The 19,740-nt window shown below is 60.2% G+C and carries 18 protein-coding genes; 13 read left to right on the plus strand and 5 right to left on the minus strand.

Annotated features, from left to right (window positions below; genetic code table 11):
* The first annotated feature begins 37 nt into the window (after positions 1-37).
* The 7 genes from JOE65_RS06460 (at position 38) to JOE65_RS06490 (ending at position 10,852) form a co-directional block, all read left to right on the plus strand.
* Positions 38-1,222, plus strand: coding sequence for an RDD family protein (locus JOE65_RS06460; RefSeq protein WP_205162444.1), 1,185 nt, complete (start codon positions 38-40; stop codon positions 1,220-1,222).
* Positions 1,219-2,115: a PP2C family protein-serine/threonine phosphatase gene (locus JOE65_RS06465; protein ID WP_205162445.1), complete on the plus strand. Its 897-nt coding sequence runs from the start codon at positions 1,219-1,221 to the stop codon at positions 2,113-2,115. Before JOE65_RS06460 ends, JOE65_RS06465 begins: the two co-directional genes overlap by 4 nt.
* The gene (locus JOE65_RS06470; RefSeq protein ID WP_205162446.1) at positions 2,112-3,611 is read left to right on the plus strand and encodes an FHA domain-containing protein; all 1,500 of its coding nucleotides are present in this window, start codon (positions 2,112-2,114) and stop codon (positions 3,609-3,611) included. The genes JOE65_RS06465 and JOE65_RS06470 overlap by 4 nt, the downstream gene beginning before the upstream one ends.
* Positions 3,608-5,248, plus strand: a complete 1,641-nt coding sequence (locus JOE65_RS06475) for a serine/threonine-protein kinase (protein ID WP_205162447.1) — start codon at positions 3,608-3,610, stop codon at positions 5,246-5,248. Before JOE65_RS06470 ends, JOE65_RS06475 begins: the two co-directional genes overlap by 4 nt.
* Before the next feature lie 58 nt (positions 5,249-5,306).
* Positions 5,307-6,011: a hypothetical protein gene (locus JOE65_RS06480; protein ID WP_205162448.1), complete on the plus strand. Its 705-nt coding sequence runs from the start codon at positions 5,307-5,309 to the stop codon at positions 6,009-6,011.
* Complete coding sequence (locus tag JOE65_RS06485; protein ID WP_205162449.1) at positions 6,008-10,441, plus strand: FtsK/SpoIIIE domain-containing protein; 4,434 nt, start codon at positions 6,008-6,010, stop codon at positions 10,439-10,441. The genes JOE65_RS06480 and JOE65_RS06485 overlap by 4 nt, the downstream gene beginning before the upstream one ends.
* A gap of 141 nt (positions 10,442-10,582) precedes the next feature.
* Positions 10,583-10,852, plus strand: coding sequence for a WXG100 family type VII secretion target (locus tag JOE65_RS06490; protein WP_205162450.1), 270 nt, complete (start codon positions 10,583-10,585; stop codon positions 10,850-10,852).
* A 55-nt stretch (positions 10,853-10,907) separates the two neighbouring features.
* Here JOE65_RS06490 and JOE65_RS06495 read toward each other — a convergent pair whose 3' ends face one another.
* Together JOE65_RS06495 and JOE65_RS06500 are read right to left on the minus strand one after the other, a co-directional pair.
* Entirely contained in the window at positions 10,908-11,447 is a 540-nt protein-coding gene (locus tag JOE65_RS06495; RefSeq protein WP_205162451.1) for a GNAT family N-acetyltransferase, read from the minus strand.
* Between the two features lie 275 nt (positions 11,448-11,722).
* Positions 11,723-12,226: a formylglycine-generating enzyme family protein gene (locus JOE65_RS06500; protein WP_338021564.1), complete on the minus strand. Its 504-nt coding sequence runs from the start codon at positions 12,224-12,226 to the stop codon at positions 11,723-11,725.
* Between the two features lie 493 nt (positions 12,227-12,719).
* Between JOE65_RS06500 and JOE65_RS06505 the strand changes: the two genes are divergently transcribed.
* Both JOE65_RS06505 and JOE65_RS06510 read left to right on the plus strand, forming a co-directional pair.
* Positions 12,720-13,604, plus strand: coding sequence for an ABC transporter ATP-binding protein (locus JOE65_RS06505; protein WP_239536638.1), 885 nt, complete (start codon positions 12,720-12,722; stop codon positions 13,602-13,604).
* The gene (locus JOE65_RS06510) at positions 13,601-14,479 is read left to right on the plus strand and encodes an ABC transporter permease (RefSeq protein WP_205162453.1); all 879 of its coding nucleotides are present in this window, start codon (positions 13,601-13,603) and stop codon (positions 14,477-14,479) included. Before JOE65_RS06505 ends, JOE65_RS06510 begins: the two co-directional genes overlap by 4 nt.
* Here the strand turns inward: JOE65_RS06510 and JOE65_RS06515 are convergent, their stop codons facing one another.
* Positions 14,480-15,412: a cupin domain-containing protein gene (locus JOE65_RS06515; protein ID WP_205162454.1), complete on the minus strand. Its 933-nt coding sequence runs from the start codon at positions 15,410-15,412 to the stop codon at positions 14,480-14,482.
* Positions 15,413-15,493: 81 nt separating this feature from the next.
* Between JOE65_RS06515 and JOE65_RS06520 the strand changes: the two genes are divergently transcribed.
* Genes JOE65_RS06520 through JOE65_RS06530 form a run of 3 tightly spaced genes read left to right on the plus strand, consistent with a single transcriptional unit; the run spans position 15,494 to position 17,616 of the window.
* Entirely contained in the window at positions 15,494-16,300 is an 807-nt protein-coding gene (locus tag JOE65_RS06520) for a Rossmann-fold NAD(P)-binding domain-containing protein (RefSeq protein WP_205162455.1), read from the plus strand.
* Positions 16,297-16,716, plus strand: coding sequence for an anthrone oxygenase family protein (locus JOE65_RS06525; protein ID WP_205162456.1), 420 nt, complete (start codon positions 16,297-16,299; stop codon positions 16,714-16,716). Before JOE65_RS06520 ends, JOE65_RS06525 begins: the two co-directional genes overlap by 4 nt.
* 42 nt (positions 16,717-16,758) lie before the next feature.
* On the plus strand, positions 16,759-17,616 hold the full coding sequence (locus JOE65_RS06530) for a GNAT family protein (RefSeq protein ID WP_205162457.1): 858 nt from the start codon (positions 16,759-16,761) through the stop codon (positions 17,614-17,616).
* On the opposite strand, the gene JOE65_RS06535 is transcribed toward JOE65_RS06530, so the two are convergent.
* Together JOE65_RS06535 and JOE65_RS06540 are read right to left on the minus strand one after the other, a co-directional pair.
* Positions 17,585-18,331, minus strand: a complete 747-nt coding sequence (locus tag JOE65_RS06535) for a WYL domain-containing protein (protein ID WP_205162458.1) — start codon at positions 18,329-18,331, stop codon at positions 17,585-17,587. The genes JOE65_RS06530 and JOE65_RS06535 overlap by 32 nt on opposite strands.
* Positions 18,332-18,360: 29 nt before the next feature.
* Positions 18,361-18,573, minus strand: coding sequence for an HTH domain-containing protein (locus JOE65_RS06540; RefSeq protein ID WP_205162459.1), 213 nt, complete (start codon positions 18,571-18,573; stop codon positions 18,361-18,363).
* A 92-nt stretch (positions 18,574-18,665) separates the two neighbouring features.
* Here JOE65_RS06540 and JOE65_RS06545 point away from each other — a divergent pair, with 92 nt between their 5' ends.
* Positions 18,666-19,667 carry an MDR family NADP-dependent oxidoreductase gene (locus JOE65_RS06545; RefSeq protein WP_205162460.1) on the plus strand — a complete coding sequence of 334 codons (1,002 nt, stop codon included), beginning with the start codon at positions 18,666-18,668 and terminating at the stop codon, positions 19,665-19,667.
* Positions 19,668-19,740 lie beyond the last annotated feature (73 nt).

The raw sequence follows: 19,740 nt of genomic DNA on the forward strand, positions 1-19,740 counted from the left end.
ATGCGGTGCACAGCTCCCACGGCGAGGAAACGCTGATGTGATTCCCCATGATCAGGAAGGCGATGCGCGGATGAACCACATGCTGGGCAACGCTTCGGCGGGTAAGCGTCTGCTGGCCAAGATCCTGGATTCAGTGCCACCAACGGTGATCATGGTGATCTTCATGGGCATCGGCGTTTCGTCGATTTCCACCACTCAGACCTCCGCGGCGTATGCCACGGTTGATCTGACGTTATTTCTGGTCATGTCCGGTCTGACCAGCCTTCTGGTTCTGGGGTACTGGATCTGGATGTGGGGATGGGAAGCAAAAGCCGGAAAGACTCTCGGCAACCTGATCATGGGCATCAAAACGGCTAACGAAAAGGGCCTGCCCGCAGGCTGGGGCTCCATTTTTGTTCGCAATCTCATCATTGGGCTCAGCGGAGTTGTTCCGGTGGTCGGATTTACTCTGATCATGATCTCCAATCTCTGGGATCCCAACAACAAACGGCAGGGCTGGCACGACCGCATCGCCCGCACACTCGTTTTCGACGTCCGCAACGGCAGAGACCCGCTCACCACTGGGGGAGCAGAAGGACCAGCTTCCTTTGCGCCGGTTCAGCCAACTTCACCACCGCTGCAGCACGTGGGCTCACCCATTGCAGGCGCTGTTCACGAGCCGAGGAGGACCTCCGCCGTCACCGAAAGCGTGACAACGCCGGACCCAGCGTCACTCACCACGGACCCAGAACCACCGTCAGACGGGGCTGGCAAACACCATGGGACGCCGTCGACTTCCGTGATCAGCAGTGTGCCAGGATTCGGCCCGCCGCCGGAGCCCCAGCCCACAGCGGAGGCTCATCCCGACGACGACGTCGATGCCACGCGCGTATCCTCGAAAAGACCGGCTCCAAGTGCCCTCGTGCTCGTGTTCGATGATGGAGATGATGTCGAAGTGGCAGCCGAGGCGCTTATCGGCCGCAATCCATCGAATCAAGGCGGGGAAAGTGTCGGGCAACTCATTGCCGTGGCTGATCAGGGGCGGTCAGTCTCCAAGACGCACGTACATCTTCGACGTGAGGGGAGCGGAGTCTGGGTGACAGACCGCAATTCCACCAACGGTACGTCCATTAGCGGTACCGACGGCATCCGTAATCAAGTCCCTGGAGGGGAGACGCTCATGGCTGAAGTAGGATCCACAGTGCACTTTGGTGACCGCAGTTTTGTGGTGGGCCCCCGATGAGTACTGACGTGAGTGTTTCCAAACGCCGGGTGCCATCGCTGACTTATGGCTACGGTACGGACCGGGGGCTGAAGCGGGAACTGAACGAGGATTCGCTGATCGCCTCGGATCCGGTCTTTGCTGTTGCGGACGGCATGGGCGGTCATGAGGCAGGCGAGGTCGCGAGCGGAATCTGCGTACGTACGCTCGGGGACAGCCCGGTGGTGGGGACACGGTGTCCGCAGTTCTCGGCAGCGGACATCCATGACCTACTGCAGCTTGCCGATCAGCGCATCCGTGAGGCAACGGGAGGCCGCGCAGGCACCACGGTGTCCGGTGTCATGCTTGTCGAGGAATCTGAGAGTCCGTACTGGCTTTTCTTCAACGTCGGTGATTCTCGGACCTACCGGCTCAGCCAAGGTGTCTTTGAGCAGGTCACGGTGGATCACTCGGAAGTCCAGGAGCTGGTGGACATCGGACGAATCACGGAGGCTGAGGCGCAGATCCACCCGAGGAGACACGTGGTCACCCGCGCGCTGGGTACGGGGAGCGAGACGGAGCCGGACTTCTGGCTGATGCCCGTTGAGGAAGGCGACCGCATCATGGTCTGCTCGGATGGGCTCACCGGTGAGGTCAGCGCTGAACATATTCGGGACCTGCTGAGCAATATCGGCGACCCACAGATGACCACGGACTCGCTGATTGACGCCGCGCTTCGTTCTGGTGCACGCGATAATGTGAGTGTCATTGTCATTGACGCCTCTGGGATTGACCGGGATCCTGCGATCACGGCCAGAACGGATGATGACTCAGAGGACACTATCCCGAGAAGGCCTTCGACGCCGAAGGTTTCCTCCGCGGATCAGCCCACGGAGTCCGGTACCGCGTCCAATGACGCCGGAGACCGCCGATGAGCCTGCTCTCCTATGCTTCCGGGCCGTGGTACTGCCTGGTCCGCACGGAGACGGTGGTCTTGCTTCCACCCGAGACCGGCCGTGACATGGTGAATACGGTGTGGGAGGCGCTCGCTCATGGTTCAGGGGTGGAGCGCGTCCTCTCTGTTCTGTCTGGTGATTTCAGCAATGGTTGGTCTGCTGTGCCGCCCTTCGCCGTCGTCTCCTATACCGGCGGGCTCCACGTCCTACTCAGGGGCGCAGTGCAACTCACTGCTAACGCCGGGACCATTCAGGCGAATGTCTCGGGCCAGGGCGTCTCGACCTGGAGTGAGCGGGTTCTCGACCCTCAGGACAGCTGGACGTTGCACCTACCTGGTGCGGCGTCGTCCACCGGGGAAGAACCGTTGCCGCTCGTGGCAGGGGTCGTGATGGCTTCAGCGGTCATGGCTGTGTCAGACGCCGACGCCGACGCCGACGCCGAGGCTGATGCCGACGCCGACGCCGGTGAAGAAACGATTCATCCGGGTCTCTTTACAGCCGCGCCCGCCGAAGAGCCGGCAGAGGTTTCCGACGAAGAGCCAGCAGAGGTTTCCAATGCGGTGGAGAACACCTCCGGTTATGACCATCTGTGGGACCAGACGGTCATGCGCCGCGTCGAGGATGCTGCTGTGCGTCCCGAAGATGAAAACGAAACCGAAGACGACGACGTGGAGCCGGCGGGGGAGCGCACCGACTCGGAGGACAACGGCGCTGTGGAACCAGAACCGGATCTCGTTGCGGGCGCACCGGCTGCTTCGGTAGCACCGGCAATTGCGGCGCCGGTTGCAGGCCTGTCCACCGGTCTCATCGACTCCGTACCGTGGGCGCGCCGCCCTGAAAGCACGCCGCAGGAGTCACCTTCGTCCCGTCCCCCGAAGGACACTGGGGCTGTGCCGACGTCGGACCTGCTGGGTGATCACGACGGCGAAACTGTTATGAAAAGGGACCTCCCCACAGACCAGGGCGACGACGCATCTGGGCACTCTGCGGAGCAGAAAGAATCTCGGCCGGCCACCGGGCCCACCGTTCTGGCACGCCTATGCCCGGCCGGACATGCGAACGCACCCACCGTTTCGATCTGCAGCATATGCGGGCGGACGGTAGACGGTGACACCAGCCAGGTCAGGCGTCCAAGCCTGGGACGGATGCGGGCATCCACGGGTGAGGTCTACGAGCTGGATTCCTCCTTGATCGTGGGCCGTCAACCATCGGTTTCCCGTGTTCAGGGCAGCGTGATGCCTCGTCTGGTTCAGGTCACCAGCGAATCGGGGGACATCTCACGCTCCCATGTGGAAATCCGTCTTGAGGGTTGGCACGTCATGCTGTGCGATCTGCGTGCCACCAACGGCACCGTCCTCATCCGGTCGGGTCAGCCGCCACGGCGTCTGGGTGAAGGGGAGATGGCGATTTTGCTCGACGGCGACGTCGCTCAGCTAGGCCAAGACGTTTCGCTGCGGTTTGAGGATCTTCGATGAGTCGAAAACGCTCAGCAGCACCGCCGCCGGGAATCCCAGGATTCCGCTATATCAGCTTGCTCGGATCCGGCGGTTTCGCAGATGTGTACCTGTATGAACAGGACCGTCCACGTCGTCGAGTAGCCGTCAAGGTACTGATCTCGGACCTGCGGACCGAGGGCGCGCGTAAAGCGTTTGAGTCCGAAGCAAACCTCATGGCGCAGCTATCCTCACACCCCTACATCGTGACGATTTTCCAGGCTGACGTTACCGATGATGGGCACTCGTATCTGGCCATGGAGTATTGCTCCCGGCCCAGCCTGGACCTGCGGTATCGCAAGGCGCGGCTCAGCGTGGCTGAAGCCCTGACCGTCGGCATTCAGGTAGCCTCTGCCGTCGAATCAGCCCATCGTGCCGGCATCGTCCACCGGGATATCAAGCCTGCTAATATCCTGGTCACTGACTACAATCGGCCGGCCCTGACGGACTTCGGTATCTCTGGAACCACGGACTCGGCGGTGGACGAGGACCACGGAATGTCCATTCCCTGGTCTCCACCGGAGGCGTTTCGCGGCGGCGGTGCAAATGGCATCAGTATGGATGTCTGGGCACTGGGCGCCACTATCTACACCCTGTTGGCTGGACGGTCACCCTTTGTGTTCCCCGGTATGGACAATTCTCAGCGCACCCTGGTGGACCGCATTGCGACCATGCCGCTGCAGAACACCGGCCGTGATGACGTTCCCCAGTCTTTTGAGTTGGCTCTGTCCACGGCCATGACAAAGTCACCGGATTCCCGGTATTCATCAGCGCACGCCTTTGCGCTGGCACTTCAACGTATCCAGTCGGAGTGTGGCATGTCCGTCACACCGTTCGAGGTGCTTGACGACGCTCCGTACCTGGAAGACCGCGACGACGACGACGAGGACATGACCCGGGTACGGCGCATCACCTCTATTGACCCTGACTCGACAACGTTCGCCCCTACCTTTCCCAAAGCAAACTTCCCTGATCGAAGCGCCGCTCCTGCCCGCAACGAACCAACCGCGCAGGCACAGCCCACTGCGGAGAACACCGCATCCCGCCCAGGATCGGCTACACCAATACCAGAGGATGGCTGGTCCGAGCGGACCGTCATGCGCGGGGGCGACGCCGAATCGGATTCGGTCCGGCTCGACACCACGATCAATCGTCCGGAAAGACAGGACGGGGTCGAAGAGGTCTCATCATCTGAGCGAAAGAAGCGCAACCCAGCTCTGATCGCCGCGGCATCCGTTGCTGTGCTGGCCGCCGTCGTTGTTGGTGTCCTGGCCGTGGTCAATGGCCAGGGTGAGCCCACCCCGGAGGCAACCACAGCTTTTGCTCAGGACCCTTCAGATCCGTTGGTCGGGCTCGAAGGTAACGTTCCACCCGTGGAAGAGCTTAAAGGGGCTATCCAGAAGAACGGTTCTGTATTGTTCACGTGGAAGAACCCCGACCCGCGCGATGGAGACATTTTTCGGTACCGCACGGTTTCAGTCACGGAGTCCGGGAAGTGGGTCAGAACGGACAAACCGCGTGCGGAGGTGCGCCAGAGTCCCGAAGGACAAACGTGCGTCGAGGTACAGGTAACTCGCCGCGACGGCCCAGCTTCCGAACCGGCGCCACAGTGTCTCTAAAACGTGGTTCGGATCGACAGGCTGCAGCGCGCGGCCCGAAAGAAAGAAGGGGTAAGGCATGGGGGAACTAGCCATTGACTACTGTGGGGAATGGTACGAGCCACAGGAAGAGTCAGTCTTTGACATCGGGCGCGAGGGGGAGCTCGAGGTCGATGACAACCCATATTTACACCGCAAGTTCCTCCAGATTGAACGTCAGAACGGCATTTGGTGGCTGAGTAATGTCGGGTCGATGCTCTCCGCAACTGTTGCCGACGTCTCGGGCGGCATGCAGGCCTGGGTTGCCCCCGGTTCTCGGATTCCGCTGGTCTTCGGCCAGACACGTGTGGTTTTCACGGCCGGTCCCACGACGTATGAGTTTGACGTCCACTTGAAGACGCCGGCTTTCAGGCAGGACAGCCCGAACAAGGATGGCGGCGGCGAGACCACCATTGGGCCGGTCCAGTTCACCGATTCTCAGAAGGCGCTGATTGTGGCCTTGGCTGAACCCATGTTGCAACGCGACGGCACCGGCTTCACCTCCATTCCGTCCTCCGCTGCGGCGGCGAAACGGCTGGGATGGGCCCTGACCCGGTTCAACCGCAAGTTAGACAATGTGTGCGACAAACTGGACCGCGTCGGCGTCGCCGGACTGCGTGGCGGCGGGGGCAAGCTCGCCACCAACAGGCGAGCGCGTCTGGTGGAGCATGCGGTCACATCCCAGCTGATTACATCTGAAGACCTCCACCTGCTGGACACCATGAAGGGCGTCGACGAAGGATGAAAATTCGCCTCACGCTCCGCCGTGAGCCGCAGGAACCCAAAGATCTCGCCGTCACCGTTGACGGAATGGCGACTGTGGGAGACGTTGCGCACGAGCTGTACACCGCGGATCCGGGGCGAAGCTCAACATCGGTTCCGGGAAGGCTGTCACTGAGCGTCGAGGAGGCGTACGTGGCAGGCGGCATGAAGGGCCGCACGCTCGACGCGGATATGAGTCTGTTTGATTCGGGCCTGCGCCCCGGGTCAACGGTAACTATCAGTCAGGTCAGCGACCAGTTCAACGTCCCCGGTCAGGACCGTGGCCCGGTGGTTGCCACGCTGCGCGTAGTCTCCGGCCCGGACGCTGGCAAGGAGTTTTCCTTGCCAGCTGGTTCGAGCTACCTCGGGCGGGACCGCAGCGCCGATATCCGCTTCCATGACCCCATGATGTCCAAGCGCCATGCCCGCATCAACATTGGCGAATCCATCGAGATCATCGACACCGGCTCTGCTAACGGTCTGCTCATGGGAGGCACGCGGATCAGCCGGGTTGCCCTGACCTCATCAGATGAAATCACCCTGGGCGACACCGTGATCAGCGTGGTCGCCCTGAGCCGGTCCGGCGCCTCCGCGAGTACCAACCCACTGGTGGAATTCAACCGTTCACCCCGTGTGATCCGCAACTTCCCACTTCGGGCCCGCCAGCTGCCCGAGGGTCCTAAACGACCGCAGAAGCAGAACTTCCCGCTGATCATGATGTTTGTGCCGCTCCTCATGGGCGGTGTGATGTTCGCGGTGACGGGGAGTCTGTTCGCCATGATTTTCATGCTCATGATGCCCCTGATGTACATCGGCATGTATATGGACCAGAAGCGGCAGGCAAAGATCGCGCTGCGCGAGGCCATTGAGCAGTTTGAGGGCGCCATGGAGTTCTTCACTCATGACATGGAGCGGTTGCAGAAAGTTGAACGCGCGGTCCGGCTGACTGAGGCACCGTCTGTGTCTGAAACTGTCGACGCGATCTATAAACTGGGACCTCTGTTGTGGACGCACCGGCCCGAGCACGAGGGGTTCCTCGGCGTCCGATTTGGTCTGGGCACTGCACTGTCACGAACCCCCATAGAGGCTGCCGCGAGCAACGACACCGTTCCCGAGTACATGGAGCGGCTACAGGCAGCAGCCGAGAGGTTCCGAATCATCCACGACGTGCCGATTGTTTCGCAGCTGCGCAGCTCCGGGGCCCTCGGTATTGCCGGTCCCCGAGGAGCCGTCGACGATGTCGCTCGCGGTCTCGTGGTCCAACTCGTGGGTTTGCACTCGCCGGCCGAACTTGTCGTCACCTCGATGACAAGCGTGGAATCGCGCAAACGGTGGGACTGGCTACAGTGGCTCCCGCACGCTGGTTCCGTGCACAGCCCGATCGACGGCGACCACCTCGCTGCTGGTCCAGCAGCATCCGCCGCACTACTGTCGCGGCTGGAAGACCTCATCGAATCGCGGGGCCGCAGTATTGAATCTCGGGGCGTGCTCCGTGGCAAGGCTGGCCCTGAATCCCCGCTCAAGATCCCTGCGCCGGTGTTGCCCTCAGTGCTGGTGATCGTCGAGGACGACGTCAGCGTGGACCGGCCGCGTCTAACTCGCATGACAGAGGTTGGGGCCGACGTCGGAATCCACGTGGTGTGGGTCGCAACGAGTGTTGCGTCGTTGCCGGCCTGCTGCCGCGATTTCATGAGTGTAGACGGCGAGAACGGAACAACCACCGGACAGGTTCGCATCGGTGAACTGACCTATCCGGTCAGCTGCGAAAGCGTAGACGCGGACGTGGCCGCGCAGCTGGCACGCATGCTGGCGCCGGTTACAGACATCGGACATCCTGTTGCGGACGATTCGGACCTTCCCCGGGCGGTGTCCTACGTGACCCTTGCCGGGCACGACATCATCGAAACAACCTCCCATGTGGCGGATCGCTGGCACGAGAACAACTCGGTGGCGGCAACAGCGGTTGCCAACCGGAAACATCAGGGTTCCCTCAGGGCACTGGTGGGCTCGCGCGGTGTGGAACCGATGTATCTGGACCTCAAATTGGAAGGCCCACACGCGTTGGTCGGCGGGACCACGGGCGCCGGTAAATCCGAGTTTCTGCAATCGTGGGTGCTGGGGATGGCCGCCGCCTACAGCCCGGACCGTCTGACCTTTCTCTTTGTGGATTACAAGGGCGGTGCCGCGTTTGCCGACTGCGTACAGCTCCCGCATACCGTAGGACTCGTGACGGACCTGTCCCCGCACCTGGTTCGTCGCGCTCTGACGTCCCTGCGCGCGGAACTTCACTACCGGGAACATCTGCTCAACCGTAAAAAAGCCAAAGACCTGCTCGCCATGGAACGTGAAGCGGATCCTGAGACCCCGCCCTCGCTGGTCATCGTGGTCGATGAGTTCGCCGCTCTGGCCAATGAAGTCCCCGAATTTGTGGACGGCGTGGTTGACGTTGCTGCCCGTGGACGTTCTCTGGGACTGCATCTGATCCTCGCCACTCAGCGCCCCTCCGGAGTTATCAAGGACAACCTGCGGGCCAACACCAACATGCGCATTGCCCTACGTATGGCCGACGCCGATGATTCCGAGGACATCCTCGGGGACAAGATGGCTGCCTACTTCAGCCCGGGGATACCCGGCCGCGGCGCGGCAAAGACGGGACCGGGTCGCATCCAGGGGTTTCAGACCGGCTACGCCGGTGGTTGGACCACCAAGACGCCACCGCGGCCGCGAATTGACGTGGTCGAAATGAACTTCGGATCCGGTCAACAGTGGGAACCGCAGGTGATGGCAGCTTCTGACGATGAGCCGGGAGGCCCCAACGACATTGCCCGGATCGTGGACAACGTGTCCATGGCCGCCGTCGAACTCGGGATTAGGAAGCCAAGGAAACCGTGGTTGGAAGAGCTGGCGGACACCTACGATCTCGCGAAACTGCCTAATCCACGGACTGACGAAAAACTCTTGCTCGGTGTTGTCGACGACCCGGCGCATCAGGACCAGCCAACGGTCTACTACGAGCCGGACGCGCAGGGAAACATGGCCGTCGTCGGCGCTTCGGGTTCGGGTAAATCCGCTGTCCTGCGCACCGTCGCGGTTGCCGCCGCGGCTACCGTACGGGGTGGGCCAATCGAGATCTACGGCATCGACTGCGCCTCCAACGGCCTGCAAATGCTCGAGGAACTTCCACACGTTGGTGCGATCCTGAATGGGGACGACGACGAGCGGATCGGAAGGCTGCTGCGGCACATCAAGGGCATTATCGACGAGCGTGCCGATACCTTTGCCCAGGTCAAGGCATCCACGATCGGCGAGTATCGCCAGGCCGCTGGCAGACCGGACGAGCCGCGCATCCTGATTCTCGTGGACGGGCTCGGGGCGTTCCGGGAAAAGTACGAGTTCCGCAGTGGTATGAACCACATGGACGTGCTGCAGCAGATCGCCACCGATGGCCGGCCTATGGGCGTCCATATTGTTGCTGCCGGTGACAGGCCCAACGCCATCCCGGCGTCGTTGTCCGCCACCATTCAGTGTCGTGTGGTGCTGCGCATGGCCAAGCCGGATGACTACATGATGATGGATCAGCCCGACGACGTCCTAAACAGTTCATCACCGCCCGGACGAGCGTTGTTGGGCAAGCAGGAAATGCAGATGGCCATCCTCGGCGGTAACGCCAACCTCGCGGTCCAGGCCCGGGAAGTGCACAAATTACGGGATGCGATGATCCGTCGAGGCGTTCCGGAAGCAGCTGGCGTTCTCAGTCTCCCAGAGTCGGTGAACGTGGACGTACTGCCCGTGGGGAAGCCAGGCCACCCAGTCATTGGTGTGGACGATTACAACCTTGAACCGGCTTCCGTTGCCGCTACTGGTGCGTTTATGCTCACAGGGCCTCCCGGCTCGGGACGAACCGTTGCCCTCGTCACCATGGCCGCCGCGCTCAAGGCCTGTTCGCCTGGAACTAAGCGAATCTATCTGGGTTCGCGTAAATCGGGTATTGCGTCACTGCCGGTCTGGGATGAGGCCTATGCGGGCACAGACGCGGTGGAGGAAGCATTGGAGCGAATCAAGAAGTACACGGAATTAGCGCCCGACGGCGCCGCCTACTTCATTGAGGGCCTCACCGAATTCACTGACACCGGCGCAGAAATGGACCTCAACTCTCTGGTGAGTCAGGCGGTCAAAGCGAACCAGTGGATTGTTGGCGAGGCCGAGACCTCCACGTGGTCGAGCGCTTGGACTCTTGCGGGTGCCTTCAAATCAGGTAGGCGTGGGCTCATGCTCAACCCGGGGGAGCTGGACTCGGACACGCTGCTCAACACGTCCGTGGGCAGGGTCAACCCACTCTTTGTCCCGGGCCGCGGTTACCTCATTGGCCGGGGAAAGGCCGTCAAACTGCAGGTCGCAACCACGTCTGTTTGAGGCGTCGCACCATGGCCAGTTCTGCATGGGTGGCCCTGCATGGGTAGGGCTGCCCATCGACGGAACGGCCCAGCAGGGATAGATTTTTATTAGAAGCGCGGTTGGAAATGCTAACCGGCAGTCCGAAAGGCGGCGATAGATATGGCTAACATCACTCACGGTAATAACCCGGAACAGATGGCTCAGCTGAGCCAGCAGCTCAACAAGGGCGAGCAGGACATCAACTCCCTGGTCAAGACCCTCACGAGCCAGCTGAACCAGACCGCTTGGGAAGGCCCTGACGCCAAGAACTTCCGTAGCGACTGGGAAGGTCACCGCAGCTCGTTGACGCAGATCGCCAACAAACTCAGTGAAGTTTCCAAGATCGTCATGAAGAACAAGCAGCAGCAGGAACAGACTTCCGGCGCCTAGTCTCGGGTTTTACCGGAGAAAGGGCTCGCAGCATGGCTGCGGGCCCTTTCTACTTTTAAGGACGTAGCTGCGAGTACATATACATGTCCTGCCGCTTCCCACCGACGTCTTGCCAACTGTGCAACAGCCCTTCCCGGAGAAAGCCGCAAGTCTCGGCTGCCCGCCACGACCCTTCATTCCATGGCTCGACGTACAGCTCCAACCGATGCACACCTGCCTGGTCCAGTGCCCAATTGGTCAGTCCGCTCAGGGCATGCGTGACAGCGCCCTTGCGACGTTGGCTGGGCGCAACCCAGTAGCCAATGTTTGCCCGCCCTTGATCAAGGTCCTTCAGCCACAGGCCAATCTGTCCGATGGCCTTGTCGGAAACTGCTTCGGCTATGGCGAATGAATAACCTGACCCGTCAGTGAGCCGCTGGTGCTGCCGCTTGATGAAAGCCAGTGCTTCCGCTTCAGAGCCGTTGGTGGGGACTGAGGTGATCAATGGAATCAGCGGGTCGCTGGATACTTCCTGAATAAGCGGGATATCGAATGAAGTAAACGATCGCAGCCGATAGGATCCGGCATCTATTTCGGGGAGGTCCAGAGTTCTCACATTTCGACACTACAAGAAGAAGTAGCCGTCACAACGTCGTGTTCGCGCCACCCCGCGGATCTGTGGTTCGCTAGGCAGGCTGATGGGCGCACAGAGTTGGATGTCACAGTGCGTGCCGTTGCCTGCCTCTCGATCGACAAATTGAGGAATCAGCGCCAGGTACATAATGGCTGCCTTCGTATTCAGCAGGTTCGTCACGAGCCCTCGGGCGCCATAAAATCAGTCATGTGCAAATCGTAGCTGGCAGCACCGACAGCCACCGCGGTTCACATCGTTTACCGCTCACTATCGGGGTTTCCTCCACGCCCAGATTCTTTCAGTGGCGTCCATCCCGACGGCAGCGCTGTTCCCATGTCACTACGCGCGGTGTCGGCCTCAGCAGACCAGCCCTGGACGACGCCGGTGTGAGTGAAGCCACCGCGGGCGATGCGAAAACCAACATCGGGATGGCTCATGCCGGGGGCGCCGCCGCGTCGGGTGGACGCTCGGACGCTCCATACAGGGTCCGCGTATCCTCCACCACGGAATACTCGATAATCGCCATATCGGGCGGGGTCCAAGAAATCCCAGCACCATTCCCACACATTTCCGAGAGTGTCGTAGAGGCCAAATGGATTCGCCACCTTCGAGCCCACCTCCTGTGCACGGTCCACCTCATCCAGTGCCGTCCACGCCACCTGGTTGAGCGGGCCGTAATGCGGGCCAGAGACCCCAGCACGACACGCATATTCCCACTCGGCCTCTGTGGGCAGTCGATAACCGGATGAAGAGTGCGCCACGTCACCTGACTCTCCTCGAGAGTGTAGGCGGGCGACAGCCCATCGTTCTGCGACGCCGCATTGCAGAACTGGATCGCTTCTAACCAGCTAATGTCCCCTGCTGGGCGTCGTGAATCACACCCCTCACGGTCAACAACGCTTGCATAGTGCGCCTCAGTGACAGGGATGACACATAGCTCGAATGGATTGAGCTCCACTGTCCACCGGCGACGACGACGAGCGTCATGCATCTCGACACAGCCAGCGGGAAGGGGTTGAAGGTCGAAGAGGGCCACCCGACCATTCTGCCATCGTGCCCTTCCCTGGGCAGGCACGACAACGTGTCCTGGCACAGTGCAGGCTCGCGTTCGGTCGTTTGCTGCCCTGTATGCTCTGACTCGGAACTTCCAATCGATGAAGTTTGAAAATGGGCTTGCCATCCTGCAGTAGATGCAGAGCTTTTTGGAGCCATTAGGCGTGTTCGGGGGATACCTTCTTGATTCGCGTTGCGGGCTTGAAAAAGACTTATCAAAACATCACGGCGGTTGACAGTCTCTCCATGGAGATCCCTACAGGTAGTGTCTTCGCCTTTCTTGGCACCAATGGCGCAGGAAAAAGCACCACGATTTCCTGCATGACTACAAATCTTCCCTTTGACGAGGGATCTATAGTCATCAACGGGAACACCGTCAGAACAGACGATGAGAGGATTCGTCGAGACATCGGCGTCGTCTTTCAGCAGTCCGTTCTGGATCCGTTGGCCACGCCCATCGAAAATCTTCGAATGCGGGCTGGCCTTTATGGCCTGGGGAACAGCACCGAGTCGCGAATTCGGGTGCTCACCGACCTAGTGGATCTGGGGGACTTCTCCGGTCGTCGTTACGGTTTGCTCTCCGGGGGACAAAAACGCCGGGTCGACATTGCCCGAGCACTCCTTCACAGCCCCTCCGTCCTGTTTCTGGACGAACCCACTGCAGGACTTGACCCGCAGAGCCGTGAGCAGGTGTGGGCCGCCATCGATACTCTGAGGGAGGAGCAGGGCCTCACCGTCTTCCTCACCACGCACTACATGCAGGAAACGGAAAACGCGGATGAAGTCGTCATTATCGACAAGGGTCGGCAGGTAGCGACCGGGACTCCTTCCGAGCTTCGGGCACGTTACAGCAGGAGTGTTCTGACCATCAAGACCGAAGCGCACGAACGCCTTGCACGAACCCTAACCAACCTAGGACTTAGTTTCGCAGCGAAAACTGATGTCTTCGAAATCGGCGTCGCCAGTACCGCCGACGCACTCAACGTCATCGATGCCCACCGCGAGTACATGTGCGACTTCGAATTACGACACGGGACCATGGATGATGTTTTCTTGGCGCTGACTTCAGATGGAAAGTCGACATGAGGATAATTAGGCTTTTAGTGGCAAGAAATCTTACTCTGTTCTTTCGGGACAGAATGGGATTTTTTCTGTCCCTACTCTCTCCGATCATTCTTTTCGCCCTGTATGCCCTCTTCCTGGGCAATCTGCAGATCGAGAATCTTCAGGATAATTTTCCCGCGGCAAGCTCAGACGATATTCAAGGATTCGTCGACTCGTGGGTGTTGGCTGGGATCATCATGATCACGACCCTCACAACCGGCCTGTCCGCGCTAAACGTGTTCGTGGAGGACCGAACGTCCGGCCGCTTCAAGGACTTTTTGGTCTCTCCGGTGCGGCGAGGGCATCTTGTTGGCGGATATCTTCTGTCGAGCTTTGTCATAGCAGTGCTCGTGAGCACAGTCATTCTCATCGTCGGACAGGTTTACTTGATCGTTGCGGGCCACCTTCCCGCTGCATGGGCTGACCTGTTCAAGAGTTTTGGCTATATCTGTCTGCTCTCCGCGTCCTTTTCAGCGATTAGTTCGTTCACCGTGACCTTCATCAAAAGTTCAGGGGCTTTCTCCTCTCTTGGAACGATCGTCGGAACGATTATTGGTTTCTTGGCAGGGGCCTACATCCCTCTGGGGACCCTCCCGATCACGGTGACGAATGCCATCAATGTGCTGCCGTTTTCGCAGGCAGCCATGCTTGTCAGGGGTCCGCTAACCGAGCAGAGCATCAGCACTTTAGCCGACGGAGAAAGTCAGGCGGTTTCGGCCATGGATAAGTTCTACGGAGTGGATATCTCCGTGGCTGATTTCGCTATAACTGTGCCGATGGCAATAGCTGCGATGGTAGTGGTTCTCATCGTCTTCGCTGCCTTGGGAATGCTCCGGATCCGCACCCACATCCGGTAGTCAATTTTTTCTCTGCGGCTGCCGTTGGCGCCATTCGGTTGGCGTCATCCCCACGTTTCGTTTGAAGGCGTTGCTGAAAGCGAAAGCATCGTGGTAGCCCACGCGGCGAGCGGTTGTCGTCACCGTGGAACCTGGCGTCAAGAGGAGATCACCAGCGAGCGTCATTCGCCATCGGGTGAGGTAGGCCATTGGAGGCTCGCCTACACCTTCGCGGAATCGCGCGGCTAGTGATGCCCGTGAAATGTGAAGGCGCTCGGCCAGCGCTTTCACTGTCCATGACGCAGCTGGTTCCGCGTGCAGGTGCTCGAGTGCCTGCACGATCAATGGGTCGGAGCAGGTGAGCCAGGTGGCTTCGTGTGTGCTCTGAGAGTCGTTCAGCCAGTGTCGGACGCTACTGATGACGAGCATGTCGAGTAGACGATCGATCATGACTTGGGCTGCGGGGTCGCCTTTTGATACTTCGCGCGTGAGCAGATCCACCAAGCCGATGTCGGTGTGCTGGCTCGGTACGTTTATGGTGCGTGGCAGCGCGCGGGAGACCAGGCCGCCTATTTCGTCAGGTCGTTCGTAGATAGCGACGAGGAGTGATGTGTCTCCTTTGGAGGCGTTGCCCCATCGACGAATTCCGCGACGAAATTCGTCCCGGAGATCGCGTCCATCCAGGCTCGTACAGCACTGCCCGGCATCGATCCGGATCGATGGAGCACTACCCGCTGCGTCCGAAACCAGGTACGGCTCTGGCCCACGCACCACAGTCAAGTCACCCGCTTCCAGCAGGTGGCCGTCCACTCGGGCTTGCCCGTGGGTGACGGCGAGTACCGTCAGGGCTGCGCCGTCGGCCACGTCCAGGCCCCAGGGCGACGCCATTTCGAGCGCCACCGCAAATGCTCGCGTCGCGCGAGGCCCATCCAGAAAGTGCGTTATCGGATCCACCCTCAACAGCTTAGAGCTTCACAAAGGCAATGTGGCGTTCTACCTATTCTCCGTCTCATGCCGCTCGGGTGTACTTGACTCATGACTTACCTCATTATTGGAGGCGCCGGCCGCACAGGCTCCCGTGTCCTTGATCGCCTGACAACTGCTACCTTGCCTGTCCGTTCGGCGTCACGCCGCACGGGTTTCGACTGGGACGACGACGAGACGTGGGGTGGCACTTTTCGTGATGTCACCGCCGCGTATGTTTGCTTCACCCCAGACCTGGCGTTCCCAGGGGTGCCAGAGAAGTTGGCAGCACTCGGACGGTTGGCTGCCGCCAGCGGTGTGGAGCGACTTGTTCTACTTTCGGGGCGAGGCGAGGAAGGTGCGCGCGCCAGTGAAGCAGCGCTTCGCGAAGGTGGGGTGCCAACTAACGTGCTGAGATGCTCGTGGTTCCAGCAGAACTTCTCCGAACACTTTCTCGCAGGTCCGGTTCAGCGCGGGTGCCTACGCCTACCTGCCCCCGACGTCCCCGAAGCTTTCGTCGACCTCGACGACGTCGCGGACGCGGCCTTCGTTGCCTTGACACGAGGTGGGCCTGGCAACGCAACCTACGAGCTTTCTGGGCCTGAGCTTCTTTCTTTTGCCGACGCTGCAGCGATTTTGAGCGAAGCCCGCGGAGTCCCCGCGAGATTCGAAGCCGTCGATGTCTCCACTTTCGTGGAAGATCTGGCCACTGACGGAATACCGGCGGAGGAAGCCGAACCCCTTGCACACCTTTTTACCGACATCTTGGACGGCCGTAATGCACATCTAGTGCATGGGGTTGAGCAGTTATTAGCACGGCCAGCTTCATCCTTGAGCTCATATGCACGACGAGCCGCCGCAGCAGGGGCCTGGTCGTGATTTTCACCATCGCGATCGTAGGCGCTGGACTGCTCGCCGGTGTCTACGCATCTTTTTCAGTAATGGTGATGCCAGCACTCAGTCGTCTTAGCGACCGAGAAGCGACAACCGCAATGGCGGGGATAAATCGAGCAGCAGAACGAGGACCCTTCCTAGCGCTGTTTACGTTGACTGCACTCGCGGCGGTAGGACTCGTCATCGAGGCTGCTCCACGAGGAGATGCTCGCGAACTCATCGCGGCTGGAGCATCTCTTGCAAGTACAGCAGTGACCGTCCTGGTGAATGTGCCCCTGAACCGCCAGCTCGACCGCGTGGGCCAGAGCTCTTGGCCCACTTACCGACGCCGGTGGACAGTTTGGAACACCGTTCGCGCAGGGATGGCCACCGCCGCAGTCATCGTCGCTGTCGCATTCTAATGGAGTAGATTCGCAACATCCATCGCGAGATAAGCTTCAAATATGCCGCGAACCGTCAAAGAGAATGTCGAAGCTGCGGAGTTGGCGGTATTCGCGCGCAAGGAGCTTTCTTTGGGTGCGGCGGCAGAGGCGGGTTTGACGGGCAGATTCGAATCAATCCGCACGGGAGGGTTGCGGGCAAGCATCGCAACCGCCGATCACTATGGTTTCCTCAACACCATTGAAGGCGTCACCGATCAATCAGCCGAAGCTCTGCCGGATGTGCTCAGAAGGTTTCCGGACTCGCACGAGCCAGTCATCATCGCAACGTTTCCATCTCGGAACCTCGTTGAGTGGCTGCTTGACGAGGGTTACGAACAGGCCCCCGTTCGGCCTATTGCCTACCTATGCTCGGGTGCTGACTTCAACGCTGTGGAATTAAGCGCTGAGCAGTGGCAGATACGTGAAGTCTCAACCGAAACGGACGCTGCAGTCTTTAGGGATCTAATCGACGCCGGTTACGGAGCGTCAAGGGAAGTGGGTGCATTGATCCGGACGGAGCACGCCCTTCCGGCCATTCGTGGTTTTATCGCCTCGCGCAATGGGCAACCCCTGGCTGCGGCTGCCATGTCCCTGCACGCCGTGGGAGCCGTACTTGGCGGCGCTGCCACGCTCCCGGAAGCGCGAGGCGCGGGAGCACAGACTGCACTCCTTACGCATCGGCTCCGATTAGCGGAAGATATGGGCATGCCGTTGTCCACGGCAACCGCAGCTCCCGGAACGCCGAGCATTCGGAACCTGGCACAACTAGGCCTGACCGTCGTCGAACGAACAGCCTGGCGTTGCAGCCGTGCGATAAGGGTGCCGCCGGACGAGCGTGAAGCTTCGGTCACGGGGCGTCAATCGCATCGGCCGGGTTGATGATTGCTGCCTCGAGAAGTCTGTGACCTGATTCCTTCATCTTGAGGCGCATTGCTTCCGGCGAGCGAATGAAGAATGGAATATCCGCAGCCAGTAAATACACAGCCACCGTTTCGTAGGTATCCGCTCCTGTGTGAACGACGCAAGAGTGCTCATCCAGAGGCTCAACGTAGACTGCGTCGATCGGAAACCGTTGCGCCACGTCGGAAGCCGGCGCCTTGAAGACCGCTTCAACGCGGTATGCGTATGGTGCGGTGGCAATGCTGTTGGCTGTGTATTGGGCCATGTCGATTCCGGGAGGCTGACGAGGCACAAAGTGCCTCGTCGTCGGTGAGTAGGTGCCGATACGGTCAATGCGTAGAGTCTGCCATTCACCGGCGTCTTGATTCCAGGCCACGAGGTACCAGAGGTAGTCATTCTGAATGACCTGGTGAGGCTCCAATATCTGAGCAGGTTGCGTGTGGCCATGTGCCGACTCAGTGATTTTGACTTGAAGTCGCAGGCGACAGTACTTCGCGAGGTCTCGTATGGTCCGGGCCGACGTCGTCGGAATGGCGGACTGGTACGAGGCGACGTAGTTGTTGATGTCGTCCACCGCAGCCTTGTGCCTAGCGGGGAGCAGCCGGGAGAGTTTTTGGGCGAGCAACTCACGGTCAACTGACGATGGTTGCATCGACATAGCCGCCGACGACGACAATCCTGCCAAAAGTGCCACAACTTCGGCCTCGGTTGGCAGCAGCGGCGCTACCCTTCTGCCGGGACCAAGCTGGTATCCGCCGTGTGGGCCGGGGACGGATTCGATTCCGAAGCCGCTCTCTCTCTCAACGCGGAAATGAGCCTTCGAATGCTGCGGTCATTGACCCCTAGGCGATCCGCGAGTTCGCGTGAGCCAACCGGAACAGTGGTGCGTTGGAGTACCTCGAGCAGCTCAAAACTTCGCGCCAAGTATTCAGTCACGACCTCACTCTAGTAATAGACCCGGACGATCCGCCGCCGCATCTGTTGTTAACGTGGCGATACTGCCACCCCGATCTCGTAATGAGGAACACATGAAAGCAACACAAATATGCCTTGCCAGCCGCCCGACCGAGCAGGTCAGGCTTGATCATTTTCAAGTAGATGATGTTGAGCTGCCTGCGCTCACCGATGGGACGGTGCTGGTCAAGAACACGGCCATGCAGCTGACATCGGTCATGGCCGATCTGATACGCGGCGAGGAGCTCCCCATGCCCCCTTACTCCGTTGGGCAGCCGCTGTGGGGCGCGGCAGTCGGCGTCGTTGAGCAAAGCAAAAGTCCTCGGTTCGCCCCAGGTGACGCGGTTCAAAGCATGAATGGATGGAGGACTCGCTTCGTGGCTCAGGCCGACGAGCTGTTTCCCGTCTCGACCAGTCACTTCCCGGGCCCGGAGGTGTTGCTCTGTCAGGGCCCGACTGCCTATCACGGGATGGTCGATATCGCAGGGGTCGGACCGGGGGATACGGTGTTCGTTACCGGGGCTGCTGGCGGTGTTGGTTCACTTGCCGGCCAGATTGCGCGCAAGCGTGGAGCCCATCGGGTTGTGGGGACGGCGGGCTCCGATGAGAAAGTCGCATGGCTCGTTGATGAGCTGGGTTTCGATGCAGCCTTCAACTACAAAACCCCCGGCATCGAGGAGTGGCTCACGGACCAGTTCCCTACGGGGTTCAGCGTCTTCTTCGACACCGTAGGTGGTGCGCAGTTTGAGATGGCGGTCCGTCATGCCGGCCAGAATGCGCGATTCGCCCTTTGCGGCACGCTCTCCGAGCAATTCGCCAAAAATGGGGCGGATCAACGGCCCCGATTCGACATCATGACGGGGATTCGCAAGCAACTGCAGATTCTTCCGTTCAGCACGTACCACACGCCAGAACAGATACACGCGTGGTCCCTGCATTACGCACAGTGGTTAGCCGAGGGCGATTTTCATTTTCCCCACACAACCATTGAGGGTGGGTTGTCCGCTGCTCGGGAAGCCCTCATCTCACTCATGCAGAGTAAGTACCGCGGAAATGTGATCGTCGAACTCAGCTAAATCAGTATTGACCACTACGTCGCCACACACCACAACGGGGGATGAGAAGCGCACTGATGCGTCGAGCGCAGCA

It is taken from the genome of Arthrobacter roseus, from assembly GCF_016907875.1.
GTDB lineage: Bacteria > Actinomycetota > Actinomycetes > Actinomycetales > Micrococcaceae > Arthrobacter_J > Arthrobacter_J roseus.

Coding starts and splice junctions, on each gene's coding strand:
- JOE65_RS06480 (WP_205162448.1), top strand. CDS start 5,307: ATGGGGGAACTAGCCATTGACTACTGTGGGGAATGGTACGAGCCACAG.
- JOE65_RS06490 (WP_205162450.1), top strand. CDS start 10,583: ATGGCTAACATCACTCACGGTAATAACCCGGAACAGATGGCTCAGCTG.
- JOE65_RS06510 (WP_205162453.1), top strand. CDS start 13,601: ATGAGGATAATTAGGCTTTTAGTGGCAAGAAATCTTACTCTGTTCTTT.
- JOE65_RS06485 (WP_205162449.1), top strand. CDS start 6,008: ATGAAAATTCGCCTCACGCTCCGCCGTGAGCCGCAGGAACCCAAAGAT.
- JOE65_RS06520 (WP_205162455.1), top strand. CDS start 15,494: ATGACTTACCTCATTATTGGAGGCGCCGGCCGCACAGGCTCCCGTGTC.
- JOE65_RS06465 (WP_205162445.1), top strand. CDS start 1,219: ATGAGTACTGACGTGAGTGTTTCCAAACGCCGGGTGCCATCGCTGACT.
- JOE65_RS06545 (WP_205162460.1), top strand. CDS start 18,666: ATGAAAGCAACACAAATATGCCTTGCCAGCCGCCCGACCGAGCAGGTC.
- JOE65_RS06530 (WP_205162457.1), top strand. CDS start 16,759: ATGCCGCGAACCGTCAAAGAGAATGTCGAAGCTGCGGAGTTGGCGGTA.
- JOE65_RS06470 (WP_205162446.1), top strand. CDS start 2,112: ATGAGCCTGCTCTCCTATGCTTCCGGGCCGTGGTACTGCCTGGTCCGC.
- JOE65_RS06475 (WP_205162447.1), top strand. CDS start 3,608: ATGAGTCGAAAACGCTCAGCAGCACCGCCGCCGGGAATCCCAGGATTC.